Origin of the sequence: Leptospira ellinghausenii (assembly GCF_003114815.1) — a bacterium.
Classification (GTDB): Bacteria; Spirochaetota; Leptospiria; order Leptospirales; family Leptospiraceae; genus Leptospira_A; species Leptospira_A ellinghausenii.
The window spans coordinates 1-16,449 of record NZ_BFAZ01000010.1 but is presented as its reverse complement, the minus strand read 5'-3'; the positions used below and the strand labels follow the sequence as shown (position 1 = coordinate 16,449).

The following is a 16,449-nucleotide window of genomic DNA, read 5'->3' as shown; positions in this document are numbered from 1 at the left end:
ATGACTAAGAATGACACCGAAGTTGGAAATGACTTCCAATCCTTCGGATTACGTCCTGAAATACTACAAGGAATCACTGAAGCAGGCTTCGAATCACCAAGCCCTATCCAAAAACAAGCGATTCCGCTCGTATTGGAAGGAAAAGATTTAATCGCACAAGCGCAGACCGGTACCGGAAAAACTGCAGCTTACGGACTCCCCTGTTTGAACCGAATCAATGTAGAAGATGGCATGCAAGTGCTCGTCCTCACACCCACTCGGGAACTTGCATTGCAAGTATCAGATGAATTGTTCAAATTGGGAAAACATTTAGGAATCAAAACCACCACGATTTACGGCGGTAGTTCCTATTCTAAACAAATCACTCAAGTGGCAAAAGGTGCCCAAGTTGCTGTCGCAACTCCTGGCAGACTCCTTGACCTATTAAAAGGTAAGGAACTTAAAAATTTCAAACCATCAATGGTGATTTTAGACGAAGCAGATGAAATGCTTGATATGGGATTTATGGATGATATCGAATCCATCTTTAACTTACTTCCCACCAAACGCCAAACATTATTATTTTCTGCAACAATGCCCGAACCAATTAAAAAATTGGCGAGTAAATACCAAACGCACCCAGCTCATGTGAAGATTGCAGCAACAGAGAAATCTTCTAAAAACATCGAACAAGTATATTACATAATCGATGAGGCAGAACGCGAAACAGCTGTTGTACGGATTTTGGATTTTGAAAGCCCATTTAAGGCGATCATTTTCACAAAAACGAAAAAAGAAGCTGATGATCTGAAAGCAACCCTTAGTTTCAAAGGATATCCAGTTGAAGCTCTTCACGGAGACTTAAACCAAAAACAACGAGAACAAGTTTTAAAAAGCCTACATGATGGCCGAGTTAAAATCCTTGTGGCAACAGACGTTGCGGCACGTGGACTTGACGTAAAAGATTTGTCACTTGTGATCAACTACCACCTTCCTTTTGATAGCGAAAGTTATACGCACCGAATTGGTCGTACTGGCCGAGCAGGGAAATCGGGTAAGGCTGTGACACTTGTAACAACAAGAGAATCAAGAGCCCTTCTCCGACTAAAAGGAACTTCGGGAACGAACTTAACAATTGCAGCACTTCCCACTAAAAAGGAAGTACACGCAAGACGAGAAGAGGATTTCCTGAACAAAATTGTCGAAACTGAAGTCCATGCCGATGCCGAAGAAGTATTGGAAAAACTTTTGAAGTTAGACGACAAACGTGCTGTGGCTTTAAAACTCCTATCCAATCTACTCGATAAAGCAAAAATCAGTGGCCCTGAAAAAATCGGAAAAACCCCAGCGGAATGGAGCGAAATGCCTCCTGGTGGTGGTTCTGGTGGTGGCAGACGTCGTCGTGATGATGGTGGTGGATCGGGAAGTCGCGGTGGTTACCGTGGTGGAAGGTCCAACAGTGATCGTAGCGAACGTGGAGAAAGAAGTGAACGCGGAGAAAGAAAAGAACGTGGTGGAGATAACCGCCGTTCAAGCACCCCCTCTTCTTCTAAAAAAGAAGGTGGAGTGTTTGTAAAAGCGGCAGGGAAAAAAACTCAGCGTTTTCGAAACAAGTAGTGGCTCACAAACCACTCTTCTCCGTTTCGATAACCCCATAACTCTGCACAGGCGAGAAAGAAAACTTTCCAATAAACAAACCATTTGGTTTTTTCTTTTTCGCCGTAAGTACTGGCAAGGATAGGCAAGAGCTTATCCTTGTTTTCAATCATGTTTTCATACCAAGCTTCAGATGTCCTTGCATAATGCGTTCCGTTGACTACCCAGTGGTTTTCAATGAGAAAGTCTTTTTGGAAATACAAAAACAAATCATCAGAAGGCATTTGGCCACCTGTGAAAAAATACTTCGCCATCCAATCGGTTTCATCAATCACTTCAAAGGGATAGGCAAATTCTTTGTGTGTGAAGATATGTACAAAAAACTTTCCATCCGCCACAAGAAACTTGGATAATTTTTCAAAGAGTTTCTCATAATTTTTCATATGTTCTAACATTTCCACAGACACAATGCGATCGAATTTGTCTTTTGTGGTGAACTCATTCATGTCTTTGGTGATGATAGTGAGGTTTTTTAATCCTCGTTCTTTGGCACGTTTGTCGATGAATTCTTTTTGGGTGCGGGAATTGGAAACACCCGTTACTTTACATTTTGGAAATTTTTCAGCAATGTAAAGAGAGATACTGCCCCATCCACAACCAAGATCAAGGACACGCATCCCATTTTTGATTTCCGCACGTTCCACAGTGATGCGTAACATCTCTTCTTCCGATTCAGCAAAACTGGTATCAAGTGTTGGCCAATACCCAGATGAATATTTCATCCTCGGTCCCATAACATAGGTAAAAAATTCACTTGGGACTTCGTAGTGTTGTTCGTTTGCGGCATCCGTATGCACTGCTATCGGTGAATTTTTAAGTGAATTCACATAATTCATTTTATGCGTTAGTTGTGCCGTGGCATTTTCTTTACGTTCTTGTTTGATACGGAGATCAAGTAACTGCCGGATACGGAAACGAATGAGCCAATCCGGGAAAATATCCTTTTCTAAAAGTGAGTTGATACTAAACGAAGATGACTCTTCCTTTTTGTTAGAATCAGTGAAATTCATGTTTTATCCTTTTTTATTTATTGTTTTGGAAACCAAGGGAAAAATGCGTTTGTGGTGCGCATGTACTCGCGAAATAAATCTCCTTTCGACTGAAGTGAATATTTTTCAGCAAATGGGACACCAGATACAAATCGTAACAACACAAACATAAATACAGGAGTGAAAAGAGAAGCCATTGCTTCTGGTGTGGAAAGGATGGGAATTACTCCAATCCCTAGCCAAATCACCCATTCAAAAAAGTAATTGGGGTGTCTTGTGTACTTCCAAAGGCCAAGATTACACACCTTACCTTTGTTTGCCTGAACGGAAAGGAATTTGTGTAGGTCTCTGTCAGCTACGCTTTCGCCAATCACACCCAATAGAAAGAGTGCCCAACCAATCCAAACCATCAGAGTTCCATTGGGACCAAAGAGCCCCACATTCGGATATAAATTCCACTGAGAGGCAAAATAAAAGGGTAAGGATAATATAAGTGCTAAAGCCCCTTGTAATAAAAAAACATTGGTAAACATTTTACTATGGACTTTGTCGCCATAGTCTTTCCGAAACCCAGCATAACGTTTGTCTTCTGGGTGGTTTGTGCGGATCCGTGTGAAGTAAAGAAAACCCGATAACCGAATCGCCCAAACCCACACAGGGATGAGGACAACTAACTTTGCAACCAAAGTCCCTTTTCCAAAATAGGAAAGGACAGTGGCGATACCCGCAATCACAAGACCCCAACCCACATCAATGACAGCGTAATTGTCTCGGGTTTTTCCCCAAAACCACATGAGTGTCATAAAACAAAATGTAAAAATAACAGCCGTTAAATACGGAATTAAAATATTGTCCAAGTGGGATTTTCCTCTACCTTGGTTTAGACGGAGTTCAATGTGTTTTGAAGTCGTCGTAGAGTTTTTTATAGAGAATTTTTTCTAAAAACTTGGGAGAGAAAAATCGCATCCATTCCAAAAACTTACCGCTCAAATTGAACGTAACAAGCCTTGCTTCTTTGTCCTTTGCAACCTCCATGAGAACATGGGCCACTTCTTTTGCCGACTTTCGTTTGCCTTTTGCTGGTGCTTCGGTGAGAAGATTTCCGAAAGAATCAAGACCAGAAGTGCGGAGTGCCGTATCCGTATAAGGGACACAAACGAGTGAGACACCAATTCCCAAATCTAAACTTTCAATGCGAAGGGATTCGAGTGCTGCATGCAGTGCTGACTTGGAGGCAGAGTAAGCTGCGCGCCCAGGCACTCCATACAAAGCAGAAACTGTGGATGTGGTGACAATATTGCCTTTGGCAATGGTTACCAAGGGAAGGAGTCCCTTTATGAACTGGACGGGACCAAAAAAATTGGTAGCGAAGGTCTTCCTGTACACTTCCATCGAAAGGGAATCAAACCGACCATGGGCAGTAATGCCTGCGTTATTAAACAGGACATCCACACGTTCGATTCGTTTGGAGATCCAATCAATGGCATCTTGTACAGAACTTGGGTCGGACAAGTCACATGTGACCCTATGGAGGATTGTGTCTTTGTGTTTTGCCGTTGGTTCGGGGATGTCTCCTGCCCGCCTTGCCAAAAGAACCAATTGGCATGGGAAAATGGCGAGTTCTTCGAGTAAGGCCTTTCCGATTCCACTGGATGCACCAGTGATCACTACGACGGTATCGTTCCAAAATTCTTTTTTCATATTACCCTTTCTCTTCAATTCCCACTCGACAAAGGAAAACCTGCGGTGAATATCTGACGAGTGAATTTTCAATTTGAGTGGGTAGAGTTTTGATGGGAAACAAAGTATGGGAAATCCAAGGCAATTTTGGGATCCAAAATTTAAAAGAAACAGATCGTGAAATACCAGAAACACTTGCACCCAAAGAAGTACTTGTTCGCCTAACAGCGACTTCACTGAATTATCGTGATTATTTAATGGTGATAGGGACTTACAACCCAAGGCAAAAACTCCCACTCATCCCTTGTTCGGATGGTGCTGGTGTTGTGGAAGCTGTTGGATCTGAGGTCACACTCTGGAAAAAAGGAGACCGAGTCCTTCCTATCTTTGCCCAAAAGTGGTTAGATGGAGCACCCAATATGGACAATTTGCGTTCGACCTTAGGTGGGCCAAATGACGGTTGTTTGGCGCATTATGGAAAATTTTCCGAAGAAGGACTTGTATCAACCCCAAGCCACTTAAACGACAAAGAAGCCGCAACCCTTGGATGTGCTGGCCTTACCGCTTATAATGCGGTAGTGAATTTTGGTGGGATCGAACCTGGAAGTGACGTACTTTGCCTTGGCACGGGTGGAGTTTCTTTATTTGCCCTACAATTTGCCAAGATGATGGGTGCTCGTGTCATCATCACTTCCTCTAGTGATGAAAAACTGGCTCGTGCCAAAACCTTAGGTGCTGATGAAACCATCAATTACAGTACAAAATCCAATTGGGAACGGGATGTCCGAAAACATACCAAAATGGCAGGGGCTGATCTCATCATTGAAGTGGGTGGTGCTGGCACCATGCAGAAATCGATGATGAGTGTGAAACCTTACGGGACCATTGCCCTCATCGGTGTCCTTGCTGGTGGTGAGTCGAGTTTATCACTCTATCCCATCCTCATGCAAGGTGTGAAAGTACAAGGGGTGATTGTGGGAAGCCGTAGTGACTTTACGCGCATGAACCGAGCCATCGAACAAAACCAAATGAAACCTGTAGTGGACAAAGTGTTCGGTTGGAAAGAAGTTCCGGAAGCCTTAGAATACCTACAAACAGGCAAACATTTTGGAAAAGTGGTTGTGAGTTGGGAGTGAGTGGTTAAGTAAAAAATTTGAAAATCAAATTATTTATCAACTTAGTTTTAGGAATTTTTACCAGAAGTTATAAAAGATGATTCCTACTTAATATTTTTTCAATCTCAATTGAAGCAATGGGTTTTGTGATGAATCCCGACATTCCAGCAGAGATACTCTTTTCTTCATCTTCTCGGAATGCAGCAGCAGTTAATGCAACTATGGGGCAATGAATTCCCTGAGATTGTTCCCATTCCCGAATTTTCTTTGTGACTTCAAAACCATCCATCTCAGGCATCTGAACATCCATAAAAACTAAATTAGGTAGAATTTTTTTGTATGTGTCAACGGCATCCGCGCCATTGCTAGCTTCATATATTTTGAGGTTCGGTGTAATTTTCTTAATAATCATTTTAAGTAATTGAATATTTAAGGCAATATCATCAACAATCAACACAGTACCAAATTTGTTAATATGATTGAGTTCTAAATTTTCAGCAATATTAGAGGGAATAGAATCATCATTTTTGATTTTTCCCATGTATAAATAATTGTATAACTCTCTTAACTTAATTGGTTTTAGTAAACTTAAACCAATGCCTAGATTCCGCAATTCTTCATTTAAGGAAAACTCATTAGATGCTGATTGCATCAGTATCATATTTAATTTCTCTTTGTTTAAAATAGAAATCTCCTTAATGGAAGTTAATCCATCAAGGGCTTTAAATTCAGGAAGATCATAATTAAATATCATCAAATCAAACGGACCTGAATTTTTTATTTTTTGGAGAGCTGAAGAAACAGATGGAGCAGTTTCGTAATCTATTCGGAATAATGACATCATACGCTCCAAAATCATCCTACATTTATCATTATCTTCCAGGATTAAACATTTTTTGAATGTATCAATTTTCTTAAAACCATTTACCTCACCTAACACTATTTCAGAATGAATTTCTAATGAAAATGTTGATCCTACACCAGGTTCACTTTCCAGGATAATTGTACTATTGAATTTATTTGCAATCATTTCTGAAATTACCAATCCTAAACCAGTTCCGCCAAATTTTCTCGTTGTGGATGTATCCGCTTGTGTAAAGGCTTTGAATAACTTATTTTTCTGTTCTTCGGTAATACCAATTCCAGTATCTCGAACAAAAAATTTATACTTCCCCTCTTTCTCATTTATATATTCAAAGTTAATTCTTAATTCAACTTCACCAAATTCAGTAAACTTTACAGCATTGCTTAATAGATTCGTAAGAATTTGTTTGAGACGGACCGGATCGGTGAAACAAATTCTTGGCATACTAAAATCAAAATCCAGAATCACTTCTATGTTTTTCTTGGATGCGGAGAATTTTATAATATCTATGCATTTTTCAGCCAGGTCAAGAAGATCTGTTTTAATAATTTCCAGATGCAACATACCTGCTTCTATTTTTGAGAAATCTAGTACATCGTTGATAATCTCCAACAATGCCTGTCCAGAAATAATCGCATTGTCTACATATTGTTTTTGAATAGGAGTTAAATCCGTACTTTTTAGGAGATCCGTAAAACCAATTACTCCATTGAGTGGAGTTCGAATTTCGTGACTCATATTCGCTAGAAACTCACTTTTAGCTTTATTTGCCCTGTCTGCTCCTTCTTTTGCTAATTTTAGAGATTCTTGGAATAATTTTTCCATCGTAATATCCCAATTCGCTCCAATCATTCTAGTGGCTTTACCAGCATTGTTCCATATAACAATCGCGGATGCACGAATATGATGTAATGATCCATCAGGCCAGAAAATTCGATATTCAGTATTAAATTCATGATGGCCAAGCAATGCTTCTTGGAGTTCGGATTCAACTCTTTCTATATCTTCTGGATGAAGAACGGATTTCCAAGCTTCATACACTCCTGTAAAAGACTCACGAGTTATTCCATAAATAACATACATCCGGTCATCCCAGATAAGTCGATTTTCATTTATGTCGAAGTCCCATACTCCAACGTTAGCCGCTTTTGTTGCGAGATCCAGACGAAGAGAAGTTTCCATGATTTTTTCTTCACGAAGTTTTTTATCCGTGATATTCTGTGCCATCCCTCTAAGTCCGATGATTTTATCCTTTTCTTTTACAGCTTCTCCTCTGACCCACATCCAACCTTTATTAGAATCTTTTTGGATTGTCTCGAGTTCTAATTCATACGGTTCTCCTGTTTTAGCTGTTTTATCTAGTGCACTTTTTAACATACCCCAACTATCAGTTTTGAATAATTTCATTTGTTCTTCATATGGAGGTGGAGGTTTTGATGGATCGAATCCATAGATATTATATAACTCTTCTGTCCAAACAACTTGATTAGTCTTTAAGTCCAATTCCCAACTACCCATTTTAGCTATTTGTTGTGCACGTCTTAATGACTCTTCGCTCTTTTGAATTCGTAACTGGTTTTTCTTTTCTATATCTATATCTTGTAATACTCCAAATAATCGAACACAAATCTGATCTTTTATTTCAGCATTTCCGATGGCTCTAACCCATAACAATTTGCCTTTTGATGTTCTGATTTGTAACTCCATGTCATAAGGAGTTCCTTCTGTCATAGCAAGATGAATAGATTTTTCCAACTTGGACCAACTTTCGATTGTATAAAAATCGGCCATTTGTTTGTAAGTTGGTATAAAACCATGCGGTAGTTCATGAATTTCGCAAATGATGTCTGACCAAGTGATTTCACCTGTAAGATTGTTGTAATCCCAACCACCTACTCTCGCAACATGATTCGTTTGAGCTAAAAAACTTTTATTTCTCTCTAATTCTTTTAATGCGATCGTTTTTGTTGTTATATCTCTTGCAATGAATAATACCTCCTCTTTACCAGCTGGTACCATTCGACCTTCCCAATAACGAGTTTGGTTGCCTTCGCCTAATTCATATTCATATGTAACTAACTTATTGGTTCTTAATGTTTCCTCTATTTTTTCAAGTGCTTGTTTCGCATGAAATTCTGGCAATGTATCTAGGATTGATTTATTTAAAAACTTTTCAGGTGGTAAAATTAAATTTGTCACATCATTTGCATGATAATCCAAATAGACTCCATCTTTACTCACGCGAAAAATAATATCTGGTAATACTTGAACAATCGATGCATAACGTGATCTGCTCTCTTCCAGTGCAACTTCCGCAAGTTTTACATCTGTAATGTCTTGATGAATCGATAAATAACGAACAATTTGTCCTTTGGAATCGAGAATTGGTTTGATAACAGAAGAAACCCAAATTTCCTTTCCATCTTTTGTTTTGTTTTTGATTTCGCCTTTCCAATATTTTCCTTGTGAAATTGTTTTCCATAGTTCTCGCCAAAATTCAGCACTATGGAACCCTGAATTTAGAATATTGTGATTTTTCCCGATTAATTCAGTTTCTAAATATCCAGATAATTCGCAAAACTTTTGGTTTACTTTGATTAAAATACCATTTTTGTCTGTAACCGAGACTAATGAATTTTCATTTACTGCTTCTGTGATATCTTCTAGTTCTTTGTAAGCGATTGTAACTTGGTTTTCTTTGCGTTTTTGATCTGTGATTTCTCTTATATTTGCAAAAAATGCATCAGTCTTACCTGCAAAATTTTTTAATGTCCCAATCGAGAGCACAACTGGGAATCTTTCACCACTTTTTCTTTTGAAGACTAATTCAAAATTTCCTTTTTGTGCGGTGAATGTTTCTGTAAATGCCAAGTTAATCTTTTCAAGTTCTTCTTCTGGCCAGTATGGATAAGGTGGAAATTGACCAATTAGTTCTTCCTCAGAATAACCAGTCATACCAAGAAAGGCTTGGTTCACTAGAATTTGTTTGCCATTTGAATCAATGACTGAAAACCCATCTGCCATTTTAGCCAATAACTGATTTGCAAATTCATGCTCATATATTGGTGAAGGAACTTTCTCTGAGAATTGAAAATCAGAAGTGTCGATTATGCCAACAATTTCTTGTAATAATAAGTGAAGAGATTCTTGTTTGTTTGGAGAAATTGGATGTATTTCTTTTTGAAAATCGATTAGATATAGTTTTCCAAACCACTGTCCTTTAGCAGAATCCATTGAGATTGAATCAAAGAAAGGAGTTGGAATCAAATTTGGTTTGTCAGAGAAGTCTGGGTTTAGCTTTTCCAAAATCTGAGTAGATACTTTGTTATTTGTTTCCAAGGATTGGCATAAGGAAAGAACTTCTTCTTCCTCTAGAAGGTGAAACCCATATTTAGAGACTAATTTTTTATTAACTTGATTGAATTTGATGATCGCAACATTCGATACCTCGCAAACTGACGAAATGATGCGAACCAATCTATCAATTTGACTTTTCCTTTCTAGTGAGCTCATCGAATCGTTAGCTCCATTCACCAAATTATTTTGATCATAGATTTTAGAATCTACTACCAGACTTATTAAACGAAAAATATCAGATAATCATGACAATCGTTCCTTAAAAGTGACTCACCCCATTGATTCCGCCTTTCTAGTTTGCTTGAAATTAATTGAATTTTTATTGGTTACTACATTGGTTGCGACTTCCTCAAGTGATGAAAAACTGGCTCGTGCCAAAACCTTAGGTGCCGATGAAACCATCAATTACAGTACAAAATCCAATTGGGAACGGGATGTCCGATAACATACCAAAATGGCAGGGGCGGATCTCATCATTGAAGTGGGTGGTGCTGGCACTATGCAAAAGTCGATTATGAGTGTGAAACCCTACGGGACCATTGCCCTCATTGGTGTCCTTGCTGGTGGTGAGTCGAGTTTATCACTCTATCCCATCCTCATGCAAGGTGTGAAAGTACAAGGGGTGATTGTGGGAAGCCGTAGTGACTTTGTTCACATGAACCGAGCCATCGAACAAAACAAAATGAAACCTGTCGTGGACAAAGTGTTCGGTTGGAAAGAAGTTCCGGAAGCCTTAGAATACCTTCAAACAGGGAAACATTTTGGGAAAGTGGTGGTGAGTTGGGAGTGACACTTCGATGGACTCAGTGTCCCGGTTACTGTTATTGTGACTGTTCTAATCCTCGTTAAGCGATCCTTCTGCTATTTTTCATTTGGGGCAAATGGATCTTTGCCTTTTCTCTTCCTGCCAGAAGCAAAGACCCACCTTACACCCATCCTAATACGGATTCCGTTTCCCTTTTAACTCAGGAAGCTCATCAATTTCACTGAGTACTTTGACGTTCAGTATCCCTCACTCCTTGCCTGCGGAACTTCCTGTTTCGACTCGTGAGCTACGGCCATCCATGGCCACGCCACCGTGAGAGAAACTTCACTTGGTTAAGATTGGATTTGTTTTAAGCACCAACCATTTCAAACCAATAGTTTGCTTGAATTCTCGCTCCCGTGTTCTCTGCTGGAATATCGCTTGCGAAGTTAATTCTGCAATCATCTTAATAAAAGTATTATCCCCTGAACTTACACTCAAAGGAATAAAGATATTTTATGCCAAACTTCTAATGTCTTGATGGGCTTTGTCGTTTCTGCTAAAACAAAAGTTTTTGAATCCCCATACACCGGTGTGTTGTCAATTACGGAATGACGTAAAACTTTTATCTCATTATTTGCAAATGTAAAATAAATAAAGCTTCCTTGCCTTTCGACATTCAAATTATTTATCTCACAGTCAATACGTTTTATTATAAATTGTTCAGTTTTCGTCCCCAGTCGATCAATAGGATTTACAAAAAAGTAAATATCATCTTTACGATAGATTTTCCCTTTTTGATTCCAGACCGTTATTGTACCATCAGGACCATGATCTACAATTTTAATTATACCCTTTTGATCTATATGAAACTTCATTCCATAATCGCCGATATCCCATGTCTTTCCAAAAAAGTAAGCTTCAATTCCTTTTGCTTTAATCTCATTTAAAGCTTTCACACAAGTGAGTGATTGTTTTTCTTTTACACAGGGCTTCCCCCAATAAAAATCACCTTGAACGATTTTAGGACATTCAGTTTTGATCCGTTCAAACTCATTTTTAGGTTGTGCTATATATTCTTTACAAGAAAAAGATAGCACGACAATAGTAATTAAAAATCTTATAAGAACCTCTGTATGCAACCTCATATAGAATATCTCCTATTGATCTTGTGGTTTTACCTTATAAAATTCACTGCGATGAAGATACGTTCCGGGATGACTGATCCATCGGGTTACTGGCCCATGAGGTTCATAACTCTCAGAAATCAACTATTCAAATTGACGAGTCTCTTCGTTTAACCTCTTATCTATAATCATATACACATGGTCCGATTTCATCGGACCGTCTTTAGGTACAGGCTTTCTTGTTATTCCAATTTGACCAACTTCTAAATCAGGAACTTTAAAACCATCGTTTTTTTCTGCTTTCCAACATCCTTTTCGATGAGTGGACTTGTCCTCTCTAATAAATTTGATGCCTGTCTTAAATACTCCACTCCGTTCCCATGAGCTTGCTTATCAGAAATCATTTTATTCATGCGATCAACATCATCAGTGAGTAAATAAGTGTTCGTATTTAGATTAGCAAAGGAACCAAAGCCAGTATATCCAGCAGCAGAGAATACTCCACCAATCCAACGAATACAATCAGTGTTATCTATCTGTCTAAAACCGTCCGATCCGACAGTATTTACTCCTGGAATATTATTTACTTCTTCTCCCGTTGAATATCCAATTTTTCCATCCAAATTAGATCCTAGCATTTTAGCCACACTAGCCAAATGTTCATTCAATTTCTGTTGATTAGATAGATCAACAGTTTTGGATGCTTCCCGGATTTCGTTTCCTAATCTTTTGAAATATTCAGCATTCGATTCTTCTTTTGACTTAGTTATTTTCACAGAAGAAAGAGCTTCAGTTGATGTTTTATACCCGCCAGCCGGTTCATCCCATAAAGGCTTTTTCTCACGCATACGTTTATACTCTTCAAATTCAACGAGAGCAGCTCCTTTTAACGGAATTTCTTTACCTCTCATTTTGGTCAAAACACCTTCTAAATCCGAAGTATCTGCTCCCAATAGCCTTAATTCGAGGAGTTTTTTCTCTGTAGTTAGTCGACTATCCTTTGAAAATCCATCTAAAATATTTTTCTTTAAGTCATCAATTTTAGTTAAATTCAAAGAAGCTTCGCTTGCTGTGATATTTGGATTATAGTATCCGCTTACGCTACTCGTGATTTCTTTACCTACCGCATCAAGAATTTTGATTTTCCCATTTGAATAGCTAGTACCAAAAATAGATCGATTGATTTGGAAACTGGTCTCCATGATACGTCCATCTTCTCTTATGATTAAAGCTTGCAATTCACCATTCTTCTCTCTAACAAAGTATTCCGTTCCATTAATATTCTTCTTAACAAGTTCATAACCATAAATGTTAATTTTATCACTTTTGTTGAAGGCATTTACTTCATCTTTTGTGAATACAAATTCTCCAAATTTATTCTTTTCACGAGTATGTGTATCACCTCTGTTACTGAAAAGAGAATCATCAGGAATATTTCCATTCCCAGAATTCGTAAAAGAAAATCTTAGAGATGGGAGTATTCGTTTTATCAAACTTGTTTTCTCTGTTGGTCCTGCCATAGGAGAACCTAAACCTTCACGGGCCAACAAAGAAGCAATTTGATTCAATATGTTATCAGCAAGACCTAGATTTGGTAGGGAAAAATCAGGAATGAATCCATCAAGTATATTAAGAATACCATCTTTCGCTGGCTGTGAAAGAACGTCATTTCCGCTATCCATTGTGTAATCACTGAGAGGGGAGTCATTAGTTTTCTCAGAGTATAGATCATTATGCGAATCCCCCTCTTCCTCTTTTCTTGTTGGCTTCGGTTCAGTAGCCACTGGAAGTGTTGGGATTGGATTCTGCGGAGCATTCGGATTTGTATTTGGGAAATTCCCAGTTGCTAAACCAAATGCGATTGCCCCACCACTCATAAGAAGCCCACCTAACGCAACTCCAGCATCTGCAAAATTATCAAAGATGGAGACTTGGTCTTGTCGAATTTTTGCGGCTTTCTCTGCTATATCTTCTGGAGTCATACCATTGATTTCGTCTTCTGTATAGTTTTCCTTCGCAAGCAGTTCTCTATCCTTGAGCATTTGGTTTGCTTCGCTAATACGATTACCCAATTGGTTGATTTCAGAAGGTCCCATTTCATTTAGTTTTTTTGTAATATCCGAATCGTTGAATCCTTCTTTTTTTAACTGATCTCGTATATAACCTTCATTTTTTGCTAATTGGATCTTTGCATCTTTGGTTGCTTGTGTTTGATCTTGAGCTGAGTTGATGTTTTGTTCGGCGAAGTTCAATTCGTCCATTTGGACCATTTGTGGCAATATCGTTTCTCACTTCCCCGCCTTCACCTGCGACGCCAATCCATCGGTTAACAAATCCAATTCTTCTATCGTAAAACCGCGCAACTGCACATCCTTTAAACCTATCTCTGGATCTTTCACAGCCACTTTTAGGGCTTTTTTGAGATTCGATAGATACCGTTCTGGAGTCGTCTCATCTGTATCAATATATCCAAGAAAACTAGCACCTAAATCATCTTCCACGTTTACTAAGGCTCGGTCCTTGATTGTCACAATTGCCCAGGACATCGGAAGCATTCCGTTTTCAGGATTGGATGTCTCGAAATAAAATTTACATTTGATTAATGTAGCAGTGTAACTCGAACATTTAACTTCTTTAATGGTACCTTTTGAATTACTGCCAGCTGAATCAAAAGAAGAATGAGTTTGAATATCATATTCATACTTATTATTTTCAAGAAAAAACTGAAACCAATTTGTAGAATCATTAAACCGATTCAAGGCAATTAAAGAACTGTCAATTCCATTGATACGAACCAAGGGATTTCAATTATTAAGAAAAAAGTTAAAATCTTCTAAAAGAACTTCCAAATCATAACTTTCTAATTTCTCAAAGTTCTTTTTTGAAACTCGTAATATCGTACCTTCAGATATTGAGACGTCTGCTTTAATTTTTTCCAAATTTAATTTCGTACTTTGAAGATTCGATACATCTGAGAAACTTTCTTCTTTTTTACAACTGATCACATATAAGAAAAAGATTATTATTAAAAGAATTTTTTTCATTGGATCAATCCTAATCTTTTTAAGCGAGGAATATCAGCTTCAGTTGGGACTCGATCTCTAAATCCCATTTTCCCAGTGATTGGATCTTTCTCATAAATACTAAACTCAACATGTGTTTGATCCCCTGGATTTCCGATGGATCGACCGCTGTTACTAGAGATTGAGATTGTTTGTCCGGGTTGAATCATATCATTTGTTTTCACGAGAATTTTTTCAAACTGCATATCGCAAATTTTATCAATTTTTACTTGGTTTCACATGTTGGTAGACAATCCCTTTTTCTTTGAGAAAAGCCACGATCTTATTGAAGTCTCTTTCATTAAAACGAGGAGTATTTCTGTCTAGCTCATATATTTGCATTCTTTCTTGAATAGATTTAACTCGAAAGGTAGTAGGATATAATTCAGTTTTTAAATCAAAGCCATTTTGTAACAACATGTAAGTAATACTAAGATGATTATGCGTAATTGAAGCGGCTACGGCACGACCATGACCAAAATTGACATCAGCACCTCGAGCAATAAGCATTTCTACACTTTTGAAATGCCCATCCTCTGCTGCAACACTCAATGCTGTCGCAGGTGGATGATTCTCGTCGATCATACTTTCATCATAAATTTCCTTTGCATTGGGATCCCCTCCATGTTCCAATAGTAATTTTAGTATAGAGGAATTTCTAGCAGCGGCAAAAAGTATAGGGGGCCGTGGATTTAATTCCGATTTAAAATTGGGGTTCGCACCATGTTCTAGCAAAGGAAGTATCGCCCCTTCTCTGTCCCAAAAAATTGCCATACTTAAAATCGGAATGCCAAAATCGTTTGGAACATTCAAATCATATTTATTTTCGGAAAGGTACGTTTCTAACTGAGCGTCATCATAGAGATAAATTGACCTGGCTAATTCCCATAAGGGTGTGTTTTGGAATTGTCGTGGATCTAAATGGATAAGTCGACTTTTATCAACCTCTTTGTCCAATACATTCGACTTTGTTAGTTTTAAATAATAGGACTTGGTTTTTGTCCAAATACAACCTTCTAGTAAAAAGGAAAGTAGAACAAGGAACACCAGTGAGGTGGTTCGAAACAATTTAATACTTTGAGATAAACTCATTTTTTTTCCTCTCAGACCAGTTGTTGGTTTTAGACATCTCGCTAATTCTATTTATGATTGTTTGAGGGATCGGAGTTTTCCAATAATCGATGCCTTGGGAAGCCAAAAATCGAATGATCTTTATTTTTTCTTGGTACCATTTTGTATCAAGCCCATAAACTTTATATCTTAGCTTATCAACCAAAAAGAGTGAAACCTTTTCCTCGTTCGGTTTACCATAATTTGAACCACCGGTGTAAGACATTACCCCTTTGTAATCGACACCACGTTCCAGAAGATACAGAACTAAATCCAGCCGATCATAGATCATATATTTTGCAAGCAAGAGACTTCCACCATATTTGTTTTGATGATGGATATTTCCCCCCTGCCTCCACAAGCAATTGTAAGGTTTCAAGATTCTTTGCATACAATAAGGGAGAGTATCCTCCCATGATTGTATACGAATAGCCGTTATAGTCTGTATGTGAATACTTGATATGAGAATGAAGGTTGGGATCTCCACTATGTTCCAGTATGATATCAATGATTTCTTTGTGTTTTTTAGCGAGTTCTTCCACTTCCCCAAGATCTCCGACAGCTAGCGCGTATGCAAGATCCCAAACAGGTGTTCTTTGGAAAACTCGATAGTCACTCTTAGAACCTATAGTCAATGCCTGAGGGTCAACAGGTTCTTGTAAGTGTCTGGAAACAACAACACGTTTGAAACTACTTGTGATTTTGTAACAATTGATTTGTGACAGTATTGTGCACAATACAACAATATGGAACAATTTGAGTCT

14 protein-coding genes and 1 pseudogene are annotated in these 16,449 nt (G+C 38.2%); 3 read left to right on the top strand and 12 right to left on the bottom strand.

The genetic code is table 11. The features are described 5' to 3' along the window. Positions 1-1,596: a DEAD/DEAH box helicase gene (locus DI076_RS16945; protein WP_108961268.1), complete on the top strand. Its 1,596-nt coding sequence runs from the start codon at positions 1-3 to the stop codon at positions 1,594-1,596. On the opposite strand, the gene DI076_RS16940 is transcribed toward DI076_RS16945, so the two are convergent. Genes DI076_RS16940 through DI076_RS16930 form a run of 3 tightly spaced genes read right to left on the bottom strand, consistent with a single transcriptional unit; the run spans position 1,575 to position 4,325 of the window. Beyond that, positions 1,575-2,645 carry an SAM-dependent methyltransferase gene (locus DI076_RS16940; protein ID WP_108961054.1) on the bottom strand — a complete coding sequence of 357 codons (1,071 nt, stop codon included), beginning with the start codon at positions 2,643-2,645 and terminating at the stop codon, positions 1,575-1,577. The two genes, DI076_RS16945 and DI076_RS16940, sit on opposite strands and share 22 nt — an antisense overlap. A 17-nt stretch (positions 2,646-2,662) precedes the next feature. Then, on the bottom strand, positions 2,663-3,481 hold the full coding sequence (locus DI076_RS16935) for a DUF1295 domain-containing protein (protein ID WP_108961053.1): 819 nt from the start codon (positions 3,479-3,481) through the stop codon (positions 2,663-2,665). A gap of 34 nt (positions 3,482-3,515) precedes the next feature. Further along, on the bottom strand, positions 3,516-4,325 hold the full coding sequence (locus tag DI076_RS16930) for an SDR family NAD(P)-dependent oxidoreductase (RefSeq protein ID WP_108961052.1): 810 nt from the start codon (positions 4,323-4,325) through the stop codon (positions 3,516-3,518). A gap of 92 nt (positions 4,326-4,417) precedes the next feature. Here DI076_RS16930 and DI076_RS16925 point away from each other — a divergent pair, with 92 nt between their 5' ends. Beyond that, on the top strand, positions 4,418-5,440 hold the full coding sequence (locus DI076_RS16925) for a zinc-dependent alcohol dehydrogenase family protein (RefSeq protein WP_108961051.1): 1,023 nt from the start codon (positions 4,418-4,420) through the stop codon (positions 5,438-5,440). Between the two features lie 67 nt (positions 5,441-5,507). Here the strand turns inward: DI076_RS16925 and DI076_RS16920 are convergent, their stop codons facing one another. After that, positions 5,508-9,551, bottom strand: a complete 4,044-nt coding sequence (locus DI076_RS16920) for a PAS domain-containing protein (protein WP_167396551.1) — start codon at positions 9,549-9,551, stop codon at positions 5,508-5,510. Positions 9,552-9,975: 424 nt separating this feature from the next. On the opposite strand from DI076_RS16920, the pseudogene DI076_RS16915 reads away from it, so the two are divergent. Then, a pseudogene (locus DI076_RS16915) lies at positions 9,976-10,431 on the top strand (zinc-binding dehydrogenase); the annotation flags it as partial. A 452-nt stretch (positions 10,432-10,883) separates the two neighbouring features. Here DI076_RS16915 and DI076_RS16910 read toward each other — a convergent pair. The 8 genes from DI076_RS16910 to DI076_RS20185 form a co-directional block, all read right to left on the bottom strand. Continuing rightward, entirely contained in the window at positions 10,884-11,534 is a 651-nt protein-coding gene (locus DI076_RS16910) for a hypothetical protein (protein WP_108961049.1), read from the bottom strand. A 242-nt stretch (positions 11,535-11,776) separates the two neighbouring features. After that, positions 11,777-13,783 (bottom strand): hypothetical protein, encoded by a 2,007-nt coding sequence (locus DI076_RS16905; protein WP_108961048.1) that lies wholly within the window; start codon positions 13,781-13,783, stop codon positions 11,777-11,779. An 18-nt stretch (positions 13,784-13,801) separates the two neighbouring features. After that, positions 13,802-14,311, bottom strand: coding sequence for a hypothetical protein (locus DI076_RS16900; RefSeq protein ID WP_245918531.1), 510 nt, complete (start codon positions 14,309-14,311; stop codon positions 13,802-13,804). A gap of 6 nt (positions 14,312-14,317) precedes the next feature. After that, positions 14,318-14,557, bottom strand: coding sequence for a hypothetical protein (locus DI076_RS20360; RefSeq protein WP_245918529.1), 240 nt, complete (start codon positions 14,555-14,557; stop codon positions 14,318-14,320). Further along, the gene (locus tag DI076_RS16895; RefSeq protein ID WP_135358397.1) at positions 14,554-14,745 is read right to left on the bottom strand and encodes a hypothetical protein; all 192 of its coding nucleotides are present in this window, start codon (positions 14,743-14,745) and stop codon (positions 14,554-14,556) included. Before DI076_RS16895 ends, DI076_RS20360 begins: the two co-directional genes overlap by 4 nt. Before the next feature lie 49 nt (positions 14,746-14,794). Continuing rightward, positions 14,795-15,532: an ankyrin repeat domain-containing protein gene (locus DI076_RS16890; protein WP_245918526.1), complete on the bottom strand. Its 738-nt coding sequence runs from the start codon at positions 15,530-15,532 to the stop codon at positions 14,795-14,797. A 112-nt stretch (positions 15,533-15,644) separates the two neighbouring features. Continuing rightward, positions 15,645-15,992, bottom strand: a complete 348-nt coding sequence (locus DI076_RS16885; RefSeq protein WP_167396550.1) for a hypothetical protein — start codon at positions 15,990-15,992, stop codon at positions 15,645-15,647. Continuing rightward, the coding region (locus DI076_RS20185) for a hypothetical protein (RefSeq protein ID WP_167396549.1) at positions 15,967-16,449 on the bottom strand (483 nt) is incomplete at its 5' end. The genes DI076_RS20185 and DI076_RS16885, both read right to left, overlap by 26 nt.

Coding starts and splice junctions, on each gene's coding strand:
- DI076_RS16945 (WP_108961268.1), top strand. CDS start 1: ATGACTAAGAATGACACCGAAGTTGGAAATGACTTCCAATCCTTCGGA.
- DI076_RS16940 (WP_108961054.1), bottom strand. CDS start 2,645: ATGAATTTCACTGATTCTAACAAAAAGGAAGAGTCATCTTCGTTTAGT.
- DI076_RS16930 (WP_108961052.1), bottom strand. CDS start 4,325: ATGAAAAAAGAATTTTGGAACGATACCGTCGTAGTGATCACTGGTGCA.
- DI076_RS16925 (WP_108961051.1), top strand. CDS start 4,418: ATGGGAAACAAAGTATGGGAAATCCAAGGCAATTTTGGGATCCAAAAT.
- DI076_RS16910 (WP_108961049.1), bottom strand. CDS start 11,534: ATGAGGTTGCATACAGAGGTTCTTATAAGATTTTTAATTACTATTGTC.
- DI076_RS16905 (WP_108961048.1), bottom strand. CDS start 13,783: ATGGTCCAAATGGACGAATTGAACTTCGCCGAACAAAACATCAACTCA.
- DI076_RS20360 (WP_245918529.1), bottom strand. CDS start 14,557: ATGAAAAAAATTCTTTTAATAATAATCTTTTTCTTATATGTGATCAGT.
- DI076_RS16895 (WP_135358397.1), bottom strand. CDS start 14,745: ATGATTCAACCCGGACAAACAATCTCAATCTCTAGTAACAGCGGTCGA.